Annotated in this window: 13 protein-coding genes; 6 read left to right on the plus strand and 7 right to left on the minus strand. The window is 29.7% G+C overall.

The window, feature by feature from the left end; translation table 11 throughout:
- Positions 1-129 precede the first annotated feature (129 nt).
- From DWZ53_RS03575 to DWZ53_RS03595, 5 genes are all read left to right on the plus strand, one after another.
- Complete coding sequence (locus tag DWZ53_RS03575) at positions 130-675, plus strand: DUF1836 domain-containing protein (protein ID WP_118432070.1); 546 nt, start codon at positions 130-132, stop codon at positions 673-675.
- A complete protein-coding gene (locus DWZ53_RS03580) occupies positions 672-1,577 on the plus strand; it encodes a LysR family transcriptional regulator (RefSeq protein WP_118432072.1) in 906 nt (301 codons plus the stop codon). Before DWZ53_RS03575 ends, DWZ53_RS03580 begins: the two co-directional genes overlap by 4 nt.
- An 85-nt stretch (positions 1,578-1,662) precedes the next feature.
- Positions 1,663-2,553: a methylenetetrahydrofolate reductase [NAD(P)H] gene (metF, locus tag DWZ53_RS03585; RefSeq protein WP_118432074.1), complete on the plus strand. Its 891-nt coding sequence runs from the start codon at positions 1,663-1,665 to the stop codon at positions 2,551-2,553.
- Positions 2,534-3,175 (plus strand): vitamin B12 dependent-methionine synthase activation domain-containing protein, encoded by a 642-nt coding sequence (locus DWZ53_RS03590; protein ID WP_118432076.1) that lies wholly within the window; start codon positions 2,534-2,536, stop codon positions 3,173-3,175. Before metF ends, DWZ53_RS03590 begins: the two co-directional genes overlap by 20 nt.
- Positions 3,157-5,511 (plus strand): homocysteine S-methyltransferase family protein, encoded by a 2,355-nt coding sequence (locus DWZ53_RS03595; protein ID WP_118432078.1) that lies wholly within the window; start codon positions 3,157-3,159, stop codon positions 5,509-5,511. Before DWZ53_RS03590 ends, DWZ53_RS03595 begins: the two co-directional genes overlap by 19 nt.
- Before the next feature lie 34 nt (positions 5,512-5,545).
- On the opposite strand, the gene pepD is transcribed toward DWZ53_RS03595, so the two are convergent.
- The 7 genes from pepD to DWZ53_RS03630 all read right to left on the minus strand — a co-directional run bounded on the left by pepD (position 5,546) and on the right by DWZ53_RS03630 (position 13,093).
- The gene (pepD, locus tag DWZ53_RS03600) at positions 5,546-6,979 is read right to left on the minus strand and encodes a beta-Ala-His dipeptidase (protein ID WP_118432080.1); all 1,434 of its coding nucleotides are present in this window, start codon (positions 6,977-6,979) and stop codon (positions 5,546-5,548) included.
- An 11-nt stretch (positions 6,980-6,990) separates the two neighbouring features.
- Positions 6,991-7,275 (minus strand): hypothetical protein, encoded by a 285-nt coding sequence (locus tag DWZ53_RS03605; RefSeq protein WP_118432082.1) that lies wholly within the window; start codon positions 7,273-7,275, stop codon positions 6,991-6,993.
- On the minus strand, positions 7,272-8,651 hold the full coding sequence (locus tag DWZ53_RS03610) for a UDP-N-acetylmuramoyl-L-alanyl-D-glutamate--2,6-diaminopimelate ligase (protein WP_118432084.1): 1,380 nt from the start codon (positions 8,649-8,651) through the stop codon (positions 7,272-7,274). The genes DWZ53_RS03605 and DWZ53_RS03610 overlap by 4 nt, the downstream gene beginning before the upstream one ends.
- A gap of 40 nt (positions 8,652-8,691) precedes the next feature.
- Complete coding sequence (locus DWZ53_RS03615; protein WP_118432086.1) at positions 8,692-9,561, minus strand: diacylglycerol kinase family protein; 870 nt, start codon at positions 9,559-9,561, stop codon at positions 8,692-8,694.
- A 65-nt stretch (positions 9,562-9,626) separates the two neighbouring features.
- Positions 9,627-10,520 (minus strand): haloacid dehalogenase-like hydrolase, encoded by an 894-nt coding sequence (locus DWZ53_RS03620; RefSeq protein WP_118432088.1) that lies wholly within the window; start codon positions 10,518-10,520, stop codon positions 9,627-9,629.
- Between the two features lie 73 nt (positions 10,521-10,593).
- Positions 10,594-12,345, minus strand: a complete 1,752-nt coding sequence (locus DWZ53_RS03625; RefSeq protein WP_118432090.1) for an ABC-F family ATP-binding cassette domain-containing protein — start codon at positions 12,343-12,345, stop codon at positions 10,594-10,596.
- Positions 12,346-12,388: 43 nt separating this feature from the next.
- The gene (locus tag DWZ53_RS03630) at positions 12,389-13,093 is read right to left on the minus strand and encodes a prealbumin-like fold domain-containing protein (protein WP_118432091.1); all 705 of its coding nucleotides are present in this window, start codon (positions 13,091-13,093) and stop codon (positions 12,389-12,391) included.
- Positions 13,094-13,287: 194 nt separating this feature from the next.
- Between DWZ53_RS03630 and DWZ53_RS03635 the strand changes: the two genes are divergently transcribed.
- A complete protein-coding gene (locus DWZ53_RS03635) occupies positions 13,288-13,680 on the plus strand; it encodes a hypothetical protein (protein ID WP_118432093.1) in 393 nt (130 codons plus the stop codon).
- Positions 13,681-13,682 lie beyond the last annotated feature (2 nt).

Genomic DNA, 13,682 nt, shown 5'->3' on the forward strand with positions numbered 1-13,682 from the left:
TTTATCACCCATCGTCATTATACAATAACCCCTTAAAAAAACCAATATTCAATTTAATGAAGTAGTTTCCAATACCGTATCTTGAACTTATTGTAACTTTGTTATAGAATTTGACTTGGAGGTATACATATGACACAAACAGAATTAGAAACGATTATTCATCAAGTAGCAAGTCAAAGTCATCTTTCATCAGATGATATTCCTGATTTAGATTTATACATCGATCAAATTATTACCCTTTTTGATCAAAAATTAGAAAATAATAAAAGATATGAAGACGATAAATTACTAACAAAAACAATGGTTAATAATTATAGTAAAGCTAAAGTTATTACGCCTATTAAAGGAAAAAAATATTCAAAAGAACAAATCATTTCAATGTTAATGATTTATCAATTAAAAAACTCTCTTACTATTCAAGAAATCAAACAATTATTAACCCCTTACTACCAAGAAAATATTTCTTTAGAAAATATTTATAATCAATTTTATCAAATACAAGATAAACAACAAGATGAATTACCTCAATTCATCCATCAATATTTAAAAGATTATCAACTACCTTTAAACAATCAAGAAGATTTATTAATTTTAGTATTATCACTTGCTTCATTAAATGACCAAATTACACGTATCATTCAACTTATTCTTGATCACTTAGAGGAATCTAAATGACATTACAACAATTAAAATATCTAATTGAAGTTGCTAATAGCGGTTCAATGAATGAAGCAGCTAAAAAACTTTATGTCTCACAGCCTAGTTTATCTAGTGCTATCAAAGAATTAGAACAAGAATTTGGTATTACTCTTTTCAATCGTACCAATAAAGGTATTTCTTTATCAAATGAAGGACAGGAATTTTTAGGTTATGCCAAGCAAATTATTGAACAAACACATTTATTAGAAGAACGTTATTTAGATCAAACAGAAAGAAAAATTAAATTTTCTATATCTTGCCAGCATTATTCTTTTGCGATTAGTGCATTTATCGAATTAATTCAAGAATATGGCTATAATGAATATGATTTTACTATTCAAGAGACAAGAACTGCAGAAATTATCGAAGATGTAAAGAGTATGAAGAGTGAATTAGGTATTCTATATTTAAATGACTTTAATAGAAAAGTACTTACAAAGTTATTTAGAGAAAACCAATTGACCTTTCATTCTTTATTTAAAGCTCAACCCCATGTTTTTATAGGTAAACATCATCCTTTAGCTTCTGCTTCTATCTTATCTTTAGAACAACTCAATGATTATCCTTATTTATCGTTCAATCAAGGAAATCAAAATTCATTTTATTTTTCTGAAGAGATTGGCAGTACCTATACCCATAAAAAATCAATTCAAGTCAATGATCGTGCTACCCTTTTTAATCTTTTATTAGGATTAAATGGTTATATCATTTCTACAGGCATTATTTCTAAAGAATTAAATCCTGATATTATTGCTATTCCTTTACAATTAGATGATATGATTGAAATTGGTTATATTAAACAAAAAAATGTTGCATTATCAAAAATAGGACAAATTTATATTGATAAAATGAATCATTATATTTATAATTTGTTATAGTTTTAATCTATAGCAAATTATAATTTTTTTATTATTTACGCATATTTCATAATTCTATATAATGTAGAAAAAGAGGTAGAGAAACATGAAAATAAATAACTTATTAAATAAAAGACCAACATTATCGTTCGAAATATTTCCACCTAAAAATCATGGTGATGATCTTTCGTCCATTTTTCTTACAATTAGTCAATTAGCTAAATTAAATCCTGATTTTATTTCAGTTACTTATGGGGCTGGTGGTTCTACAAGTAAGAATACTGCTAAAATTGCATCTATTATTAAAAATCAATATCATATTGAAGCCGTTGCTCATTTAAGCTGTATTGATACATCCAAAGAAGATTTAATCGATATTTTAAATGAATTAAAGGATAATAATATTGAAAATATTTTAGCCTTACGTGGGGATTATCCTCAAGACTATGATCAAAGAGATTTACAAGGAGATTTTAAATACGCAAGTGATTTAAATGAATTTATTAGTGAACAATTTCCTGATCAATTCTGTTTATCAGGAGCTTGCTATCCAGAAACTCACTTTGAAGCAGAAAGCTTTGAACAAGATCTTCAAAACTTAAAAAAGAAAGTAGATGCTGGAGCTAAATATCTTGTCACTCAGTTATTTTTCGATAATCAATATTATTATCGTTTAATTAAACGTGCTCGCCAAATAGGCATTAATGTTCCTATTATTGCTGGAATCATGCCAGCTACAAGTTCTAAACAATTAAAAAGATTATCTAAAATATCAGATTGTTCAATTCCTTATTCGCTTGCAAGCATGATGGAACGTTTTTTAGATGATCCAGAAGCCTGTAAAGAAGTTGGATTACATTATGCAACATATCAAATTATTGATTTAATGAGTCAAGGTGTTGATGGTATTCATATTTATACAATGAATAAACCTGAAATTGCTGAAGAAATTTTAAAAAGAACAAAAGCTATCCGTCGTGAATATTTCAAAGATTAAAGAACAAGCCCTTAAATATTTAGGATATCAAGGGCAATCTATCGATATACAAACCGAAAAACTCATTAATGAATGTTTAGATGAAATCAATCAAATTGCCCATTTTAAAGTTGTCTATCAACGCTATCCACTCAATCATCATCCTCTAAGACTTCACCATATTTCCTTAGAGTATGATGATTTAATAACATTATTTCAAGATTGTCATGAAGTTATTGTTATTGGATGCACTCTTGGTGTAGCATTTGAAAGAACAATGAAAAAATTATATTTAATTAATATGACTAAAGCTACAATTATGGATGCCATTGGCAGCAGTTATCTTGAAGCATGTTGTGATGAATATGAAAAAACAATCATTAAAGAGAAAAGAACTTTCCGTTTTTGTCCAGGCTATGGTCGTGTTCCTCTTTCTTTAAATCGAGAACTTGCGCAATTATTAGATTGTTCTAAGCATATTGGATTAACGATTCAAAATAATGATTTACTTCTTCCTCAAAAATCAATGATTGGCATCATTGGTTTAGGACAAGATAAAACTAAAAAAAGTTGTCATCATTGTAAACAAATTGAACATTGTCAATTTAGAAAGCGAGGTCAAAGATGTTACAAGACAAACTAAATAAAGAAATACTCCTATTTGATGGAGCCATGGGAACTCAATTACAAAATGCTGGATTAAAAGGTGGCGAAGTTCCTGAATATTATAATATTGATCATCCGGATTTACTTATCGATATCCATTCACGATATTTAAAAGCGGGTGCCGATTTTATTACAACTAATACTTTTGGAGCTAATCCTTTAAAACTTGAACAATCAAAATACAATTACCAAGAAGTGATTTTAAAAGCTGTAGAAAACGCTAAGATCGCACGTGATCGTGTTAATCCTGATGCGTATATTGCTTTTGATATTGGACCCGTAGGACAATTAATGGAACCTATGGGAACTTTGACTTTCGACCAAGTTTATCAAAGTATAAAAGATATGATTGACCTCATTAAGGACGATGTTGATGTTGTTTTATTAGAAACAATGACTGATATCTATGAAGTTAAAGCTTCTATTTTAGCCATCCAAGAAAACTCATCCTTACCTATTTTCGTTACAATGACCTTTGAAGCTAATCAACGTACCCTATCTGGATGTGATCCTTTAACCATGGTCAATATTTTAGAAGGGTTAAATGTTGATGCCCTCGGTATCAATTGCTCTTTAGGTCCTAAAGAAATTACTCCTATTTTAGATCAAATATTAAAATATACTCATTTACCTGTCATGGTTCAACCTAATGCTGGTTTACCAGTTCTTGTTGATGGTAAAACATGTTATCACATGTCAAGTGATGAATTTAGTGAAGCTTGTCTTCCTCACCTTGATCATGGTGTTGCGATTATTGGCGGGTGTTGCGGTACTACCCCAGAATTTATTGAAAAATTAAGTATTCATTGTCATCAACCTGTTAAAAAAAGAACTGTCCAAAAAGCAACAAGAGTATCCAGTGGTAGTCAAACAGTTGAATTTGGTCATCATGTTGTTGTCTGTGGAGAACGTTTAAATCCAACCGGGAAGAAAAAATTAAAAGCTGCCTTAAAAGAACAACGTTATGATGAATTAGTTGTAGAAGGTATTAAACAAGAACAAGCAGGAGCCCATGTTTTAGATGTCAATGTTGGTTTACCTGGTATTGATGAAACAAAGACAATGAAGCATGTTATTAAATTATTACAAGAAGTTTTAAATGTTCCTTTACAAATCGATAGTTCTCATGCCAGTGCCATTGAACAAGCTTGTCGTTATTATAATGGAAAACCATTGATTAATTCTGTTAATGGTAAAGATGAAATTATGGAAGAGATTTTCCCAATCGTTAAAAAATACGGTGGTGTTGTAATTGGTTTAACCCTTGATGAAAATGGTATTCCTTTAAAAGCTGAAGAGCGTTATGAAATTGCTAAAAAGATTATCAAAAAAGCCGCTACATATGGTATTGATAAAAAAGATGTTATCATTGACTGTCTTGTATTGACAGCTTCTGCTCAACAAAAAGAAGTCATGGAAACAGTTAAAGCTGTCAGTATGGTTAAACAACTTGGTGTCCATACCGTTTTAGGAGTAAGTAATGTTTCTTTTGGTTTACCTAATAGACCTTTACTTAATAAAACATTTTTAGCCATGGCGATGTCAGCTGGTTTAGATTTACCTATTATTAATCCATTAGATAAAGAACTCATGAGTACTATTGATGCTTTCAATGTTCTTTATAATTATGATCATGATGCTACAGTTTATATTGACCACCAAGCCAATCAAGAAACAACAGTAAAAACTGAACAAAAAACAATGTCTTTATTCGACATTGTATTACACGGTCTAAAAGATGAAGCTACTAAAGCAACAAAACAAATGCTTGAAAACCAAGACGGTCTTTCTATCATTAATGAGATCCTTATTCCTGCATTAGACCAAGTAGGTAAAGATTATGAACAAAATAAAATCTTTTTACCACAATTAATTCAAGCAGCAGAAACAAGCAAAATTGCTTTTGAAATCATTCAACAAGGTTTCCAAACACAAGACCAAAATAAAAAAGCAAAAATCATTATTGCTACTGTTCATGGAGATATTCATGACATTGGAAAAAATATAGTTAAAGTCGTTTTAGAAAGCTACGGATACGATGTCATTGATTTAGGAAAAGATGTACCTAAAGAAACCGTATTAGAAGCCTACAAGCAACATCATCCTCAAGCTATAGGTTTAAGTGCTTTAATGACAACAACCGTTATTTCTATGAAAGATACCATTACTTTATTAAAAGAAAATCATATTGATTGTCCTATTTTTGTTGGTGGTGCTGTATTAACACCAGATTACGCAAAAGAAATCAATGCTGATTATTATGTCAAAGATGCTATGGATACTGTAGAACTTATGAATAAACTTTTTGATTAAATAAAAACAAAAGAGAAAATTCTCTTTTGTTTTTTTATAGTCTTTCTAAAAAATGAATCAACCGTTGATAACAATGATGATAAGATGCAAGATCTAATCTTTCATCAGGCGTATGAATATCATACATATTAGGACCCATTGTAACAATATCCAAATCAGGAATAGCCCCTTTAAAAATTCCTGTTTCTAAACCGCCATGTGTTCCTTCTTCTATCAACTCAATACCTTCACTCTCTCTAACAAAATCAATATATTGTTTTCTAAGTGTTGAATGTGGATCATAATTCCATCCTGGATAATTATTTTCGATATATGTTTTTCCTTTAAATAATTCTGCTAAAAGGGCAATTTGATGAGATAATTCATCTTTTGCTGATTCAAATGGTGAACGAATTGAATATAAAATATATAAATCTTGTTCCATATTAACAACACCCATATTTAAAGAAACATTTGTTAAATCCATATCTAATGATTTATGTTGAAAACCATTTGGTAATAAATACATCATTTTAATAATATCTTGACTTTCTTGAAGTGAAAGAGTTTGATCAAGTGCCGTAGTTTGATTAAATTGAATAGATAACCCTGCATCACTTTCTTGAAGTTCAGCCTTTATTTCTTGTTCAACTTTTTCTACTATATCCTTTATTTTTTGTTCATCACTATGACTTGCAAAAACACTTACACATTCTCGAGGAATCGCATTATCCTTTAATCCACCTTGTAAGCTTCCTAATGCAAAGTCAATATCATTTAACAAGAACTGATAATAAAGACGACTCATTAATTTATTAGCATTACCTCTTTCTAAATGAATCAAATCTCCTGAGTGACCACCTTTTAATCCACCAATTGTAATTTGATAACAAGGAAGATTATTTTTTATATAATGTAATTCTTTTTCAACCATCATTCTTCTACCACCAGAACAACTGATTGTCACCACTTTTTCATCCCCACTATCAAGTCCAATCATTCTTTTAGCATGAATATGACTTTTATTAAGCGCCATTGCTCCTTTTAAGCCAACTTCTTCTTGAGCAGTAAAGACACATTCTAATGGTGGATGCTTGAGTGTTTGATCTTCTAAAATAGCTAACATATAACAAATAGCTACCCCATCATCAGCTCCTAAAGTTGTTTTATTCGCATGCAAAAATCCATCTTCTTCGATAAGTTCAATAGGATCTTTTAAAAAGTCATGCTGACTGTCATTGTTTTTTTCACAAACCATATCTAAATGTCCTTGCAACATTACTGGTTCATGATTTTCGTAACCTTTACTTGCCTCTTTATATACAATGAAATTATTATTTTCTTCATCAAAAGCACCAGATAAACCATGACTTACCACAAAACGTTCAATATAATCTCGAATACCTCTTTCATTATCTGAACCTCTTGGAATATTTGAAATTTCTTGAAAATAATAATCAATTCTATTTTCTAACTGAAATAAACCCATTTTAATCCTCCTTAATGTGTATTTTTGCCTCGCCAACAATCATTAGAGCGTGTACTTCCATCATTTAAAGCTATAACAGGAACGTTTTTTAAATGAAGATATCCTTCCTCATTTTCAATTAAATCATGAATAATGGATAATCGTTTATGTCCATCTTGACAGTAATATTGATTATCTTTGTAAATAACTTTGATAGGAAAAGACAAACCTATTCTTTTGACTGAATCATAAGTACCTTGTCGATAAGGACAGTAATGATAATGGATATCATCTATAGATAATTGAATAATTCTCATGCATTTCCTTCATGTTGATCAATATATTTTTGGATTTCTTCTTGATCACTGTAATGATGTTTACCGGTACTGGTAATTTGGTAATTTTCATGTCCTTTGCCAAGTACGAGTAAAATGTCATCTTTTTCTAACATATCCATTGCCTTTACAATTGCCTTTTTACGATCTGGTTCAATCATATAATTTTCATGTTTTAATCCCTTAACAATATCATCAATGATTTTATTAGGATCTTCACTACGTGGATTATCACTTGTAATCACCACAAAATCACTGCCTTCACTTGCTATTTCTCCCATAATCGGACGTTTTAAAGGATCACGATCACCACCGCATCCCATCACAGTCATAATTCTTCCTTTTTTAAATTCTTTTGCACTTTCTAAGACATTTTTAACAGCATCTGGTGTATGTGCAAAATCTACAAAAATACCATTTTGATGATATTCAATGAGTTCCATACGTCCACTAGGTGCTTTTAAACGATCATTCAACGCTAAAATATCTTCAATACGATAACCCAAATGATGAATTAGCAACAACGCCGTTAAGTAATTGTAAACATTATATCTACCTACCATTTGAATTTTGGTTTGATAATGATTTCCTTGATAATCAAAAGAAAAATAAGTTCCTAAATGAGTAAATTTAATTTCATCAATAACCAAATCACCTTGATGATCACTAATGATTTCATTACAATTATGATCCAACATAAAATAATGTGCATGTGGATCATCACCATTAATAATGGCTATTTTATTATTTCTAGTTTTTTTAAATAATAGTTGTTTTGCTTTTGCATAATTTTCCATCGTTTTATGATAATCTAAATGATCTTGTGTTAAATTAGTAAAAGCGACTTCATCAAATTCCAAACCATGTATACGGTCTTTAGCTAAAGCATGACTGCTCACTTCCATGACCATTGTCTTACATCCTGCTTCTTTAGCCTTTAAAAAATAATCATATAAAACATCAACATCAGGCGTCGTATTCACCATATTAAGATAATGATGATGATAATAAAACCCAATTGTTCCCATGTAACTAGCTGGATGATTTAACATTTCTAACATTTGATAAATCATATAACAAATAGTTGTTTTCCCATTTGTACCGGTTACCCCGATTAAATTCATATCTTTAAATTCAGGATAATAATTTTGATACAAATAATCTTTTAAATAAGCTCTTGTATCAGGAACAATCACTGTTTCAACGTCATAATTTCCTTCTTCACAAATAATTTTACTTGCTCCATTTTTAATAGCACTCTCTATATAATCATGACCGTCACGTTCAACATTACGAATCGCAATAAATGTATCTCCTGGTTTGACTTTTCTTGAGTCCGTTTTTAGTTTTATTTCCATTATTATAACTCCTTTTTAATCAATCCTATTATAATACAAATCAATGTTGATTGATATGTTTTTCACTGACAACATAAAGTGCATGAGGACACATCTTTAAATCATAATGTCCCCTACCAAATATTTCACCATCAATATTAACGTTTTGTTGAATATCTAAAGCAATATGAGAGTACTGATAGTGATGATATTTCTTTGTCTTATGTAAAGTTCTTCTTAATAAATGATATGCATAAAATGGTAATTCCTTTTTAGAGATAGCATCAACGACTTCTATATCAATTAAATCTTGATTACAGCCTGTATGATAGCCAATGTAGAAACCACCACCAAAATACTGACTGTTACAAAACGCACCAATTGTTACATTCCCACGATATATTTGTAAATCATCATAAGTGATATTTAAAGAATAACTTGGTAATGTGATGATTTGTTTTAATATTTGCATCATATACTGCCATGATCGCGGTATGATGGGATATTTTTTTAAATGAACTTGATTCGCTATTTGTGCGTCGAGCCCACAACAACATATATTAATACAATAAACATCATTACACTTAATTAAATGAAAAGGTTGCGCTTTTAATGTTAGACTTTTCTTTAAAATCTGAATTGGATCTCTACTTTGATAAAGTGATCTAGCAAAATCATTACCTGTTCCTTGTGGAATGACTACGAGTTCATTTTGACTATAAGCCATACCATTTGCTACTTTATGAACAAAGCCATCACCCCCTACAGCATAAAGCCGACACTTTTGTTTTTGGTATTCTAAAGCGATTTCTCTTGCTTCATCCAAATTTTGAGTAAAACGAAATTCGTATTGATATCCTTGCATACAAGCAATAATCTGATTTAAAAATTGTTGATCGGTTCCTGATTTTAATATAAATACATGTTTCATATGATTTTCTCCTCATCTTTATTTTAAACCAAAATTAAAAAAAGTCGACCCAAGTCGACTTTGAATTATCTATTAATAGATGAAGCAATTTTATGATATGTATGACGTTTTCCTCTAATAGCAATAGATAAAGCCATGATATTTTCTGGTAAAGCAATTCCACAGAATCCAGCATCACCAATATGTTGAATATCAACACCACAACGTTTATTTAATAACGCAATTTCTCTAATTGTAGCTTCATCAGCACCTTCTTGGCTTGTTCCAATAGCACTTAAAGATAATGCACCATGAGCTTTAATATAACGGCATGCTTCTGTTACTTCTTGTTCAGATAAACCAGGAACAGTATTCACTGCTGGCATTAAGATAACATCTGCTCCAGCTTCAATAAATTCTTTAATACTATCCATATCTACGATTGGTTCATCAATACCAGCAGCATGCATTTTACCGGCAATAATTAATCCTTTAAAATACTTTTTAGCTTCCTTAATAGCTTCACAGATTGAATGATTTGAGACACCTACACCAGGATTCCCAGTTAAACAAATAAAATTAAACCCTAATTCTTGAGCTTTAATATATGTTTCCTTAGTTGCTTGTCTTCCTGAGGCAATAGTATGACGTTCTTCCATCATATCAGCATCTAAATCTACTGGTTCTAAATTACATCCTACTGGTCTTCCCACTAATCTTTGTAATTCTTTAACAGGGTTTTCACAATCTTCAATTCCAGCGATTTTAGGATTTTGACAATCAAAACAGTTTAATAAAACCATATCACTACCAAATGATACAGCTAATTCAGCATTTGTTAAATCACCTAATAAAGGTTCAATAGCCACAACTGTTTCAGTCATAACAGTTCTACCTTCACTTGCAAGAATGGCTTGCTTTAATTGTTGACCATCCATTTTTAACATTTCACTACTTGTACAGTTTAATAATCTTTTCATACTCTATTCTCCTTCACTTTTCATATCATAGCTTGTATATACATAAAAGTCAATGATATTTAAAGCGCATTCATTAGCTTTGTTCTTCTTTTTCTTTTAGCTCTAATAGTTCTAAAAAACGTTCATTTTTTTGTTCAAGTTCTTCGTTTAAGCGATCTCTTTGATCACATATCTTAGCTATCTCTTGATAATCTTCTAAACTATTAAGTTGTTCCTCTAATGATGAAACTTGATTTTCTAAATCTTGAATTGTTCCTTCAATTGTTTCTAGTTCTTTCTTCTCTAAATAAGGCATACGGTAACGACTTTGTTTTGCTTTACGATAATCATGAGCTCCATTAGATTCCTTCTTTTCCTTTTGGGTTTGACTATAGATTAAACTACTATATCCCCCATTTTGATATCTTAAAGTTTGATTTTGCAAAATAAATAAACCATCACATATACGATCTAAAAAATAACGATCATGACTTACAACGATAATCATTCCTGCAAAAGAATCTAAATAATCTTCTAAAATTGTCAAAGTATCAATATCTAAATCATTAGTTGGTTCATCAAGTACCAAAACATTAGGCATTGTCATTAAAACCCTTAGTAAATAAAGTCTTCTTCTTTCACCACCTGATAAACGTGAAATCAAGGTATGTTGCATCTTTGCATCAAACAAGAAACGTTCACACATATTTTTAGCAGACAATGTTTCCTTACCAAATTGTTGATAACTCGCAACTTCTTGAATATAATCAATGACTTTTTTATTTAATGGTAAATCTTCGTAGCCTTGTTTAAAATATCCAAAATGCACAGTTTCTCCTATTTCAACACTTCCTGATGTCGGTTTTATTTGTTGCGTAATAATGTTAAGTAAAGTTGATTTTCCTGTTCCATTATCTCCTAGTATACCTATCCGATCATATCTTTTAAAAGTATAAGAAAAGGGTTGGAATAATAAGCGTTCACCAAAAGAATGTGATATATCATGTAAAATAATCGTTTTCTTTCCTAATCTTCTTGATACATCCATGAGTTGTACTTTTTGTTCTACAGCAACATCTGCTATTTGACTTAACTGTTCAAATCGTTGTAAACGATCCTTACTTTTAGTAGTACGTGCTTGTACTCCTGCTCGTACCCATTCTAATTCTTTCTTTAAAAAATTCTTTCTTTTTCTTTGAGCATTCAAATCATTTTCTATTCTTATTTGTTTTAATTCTAAATATTGAGAATAATTTGCTTCATAGTTATATAGATGTCCTTGGCTTAATTCAACAATACGATGACATACTCTCTCTAAAAAATAACGATCATGCGTCACCATCAATAATCCTTTTTTCCATTTTATTAAATATTTTTCTAAATATTCAATCATCGAATTATCCAAGTGATTGGTTGGTTCATCAAGAATAAGTAAGTCACATGGCTTCATTAGAGCAATCGCTAAAGCCACTCTTTTTAATTGTCCTCCCGATAAATGATCAACCAGTCTATTTTCATCTTCCATTCCAAAACGATGTAACATCGTTTTAATTTCATATAAGTTTAAATCTTTGGTATCAATTTGTTTCTTTACTGTTTCTAAAATCGTATCACCATTTTGATATACTGGATTTTGTGATAAATAGTTGATTTTAATATCTTTTTGATACATTACTTGCCCTTGAAATGCTTCTTGACCTGCAATCATCTTCAACAATGTAGATTTACCTGTACCATTTACACCAATTAAAGCAACTTTATCTTTTTGATCTAAATAAAAATGAGCATCATCGACAATCATCTTTTCACCATATTTTTTAAATGCATGTTCAATACTTACTAGCATACTTCCACCTCACGATGATTTTAACACAAATCATTGACTACGACTACTTACCCTGTTTGTTTTTATAATAGGTCTTTAAAATAAACATCACTCTTATCAGTATAAGTAAAACAATAATATACAAATAGAATTGTTGATGAGGATTCTTTTGCGACTTTTTTATCTGTTTATTTTTTATAATGAGTTGATGAATTGATTTATTTTGATGATAAATTTTTCCTTTCTTAATCCTGATTTCAATTGGTTTGTTAAGTTTGATATAACCTTTTGGAACTTTATTTTGGTATAGCAAATACTTACCATCTTTCAATGAAGTAAAGCTATACTGTGATTCTTGATGAGACATTTCTATGATTTGTTCTTTACCATTTTCTTTTTTATATAAAACCATAACCGTACCTTTTAAAGCTTGATTATTTTCTTTTTTAAGTTTGACCGTTAAACAACTTCGATAGGGAGTATAATATACTTCAATGTATTTATTTTGATTTAAAAGTCCTTTTATTTCATCTCCTTTTATCTTAACTTGTTGATAGCCTTTAAATGACCTGTTCAAATTATAATGAGTATTGGCATTTTGTTTTATAATAGAATGAGCTAATTGTTTTTGACTTTCTTGATCTATATAGGTTACATTAATTTTATAATTGATATTTGATTGACTCGTTGTTTTAGCTTTTATTTTAAAAACAGGTAGTGTAAAAAGCAATAACAACATCATTCCCATTATAAATAATCTTCTTTTCATGACATTCTCCTCCTAAATTATTTTAATAAAAAGAAGAAATAAAGAATGTCAAATAATGCAGGAAATCCTTTTTATTTTAAGCATTAGTAATATGAATTTATTTTGATTAATCAAAATAATCATGTCATAATAAAATAGTTCATTTTAGGTTAACAGTTTCTTTTTATAATGCTAGAAAAATAAGGAGTATGAATATGAAAGAAAAATTAATTCGTTTTATGCAAGGTCGTTATGGAATTGATAAATTAAATAACCATTTACTTGTATTTGTTATTGTGTTATTTATTTTAAATATGTTTATTAATCAACCTGCTATCTTAATATTAGGCTATATCTTATGGTTTATTGTCATTTACCGTATGTTTTCCAAACAAATCTATAAACGATACAATGAAAACACAAAGTATACTCAATTGATTAAACCCATTACTCAATTTTTCAATTTACAAAATAAACGTTTACATGACCGTCAACATAAATATTTTCGTTGTCCTCATTGTAAACAAATGGTAAGACTACCAAAAGGAAAAGGAAAAATTATTGTTACTTGTCCTCAATGTCATGAACGTTTTGAAAAGAGAACTTAATC

Source organism: Coprobacillus sp. AF33-1AC, assembly GCF_003475785.1.
In the GTDB taxonomy this organism is placed as follows: Bacteria; Bacillota_I; Bacilli_A; order Erysipelotrichales; family Coprobacillaceae; genus Faecalibacillus.

Coding starts and splice junctions, on each gene's coding strand:
- DWZ53_RS03575 (WP_118432070.1), top strand. CDS start 130: ATGACACAAACAGAATTAGAAACGATTATTCATCAAGTAGCAAGTCAA.
- DWZ53_RS03580 (WP_118432072.1), top strand. CDS start 672: ATGACATTACAACAATTAAAATATCTAATTGAAGTTGCTAATAGCGGT.
- metF (WP_118432074.1), top strand. CDS start 1,663: ATGAAAATAAATAACTTATTAAATAAAAGACCAACATTATCGTTCGAA.
- DWZ53_RS03595 (WP_118432078.1), top strand. CDS start 3,157: ATGTTACAAGACAAACTAAATAAAGAAATACTCCTATTTGATGGAGCC.
- pepD (WP_118432080.1), bottom strand. CDS start 6,979: ATGGGTTTATTTCAGTTAGAAAATAGAATTGATTATTATTTTCAAGAA.
- DWZ53_RS03605 (WP_118432082.1), bottom strand. CDS start 7,275: ATGAGAATTATTCAATTATCTATAGATGATATCCATTATCATTACTGT.
- DWZ53_RS03610 (WP_118432084.1), bottom strand. CDS start 8,651: ATGGAAATAAAACTAAAAACGGACTCAAGAAAAGTCAAACCAGGAGAT.
- DWZ53_RS03615 (WP_118432086.1), bottom strand. CDS start 9,561: ATGAAACATGTATTTATATTAAAATCAGGAACCGATCAACAATTTTTA.
- DWZ53_RS03620 (WP_118432088.1), bottom strand. CDS start 10,520: ATGAAAAGATTATTAAACTGTACAAGTAGTGAAATGTTAAAAATGGAT.
- DWZ53_RS03625 (WP_118432090.1), bottom strand. CDS start 12,345: ATGCTAGTAAGTATTGAACATGCATTTAAAAAATATGGTGAAAAGATG.
- DWZ53_RS03630 (WP_118432091.1), bottom strand. CDS start 13,093: ATGAAAAGAAGATTATTTATAATGGGAATGATGTTGTTATTGCTTTTT.
- DWZ53_RS03635 (WP_118432093.1), top strand. CDS start 13,288: ATGAAAGAAAAATTAATTCGTTTTATGCAAGGTCGTTATGGAATTGAT.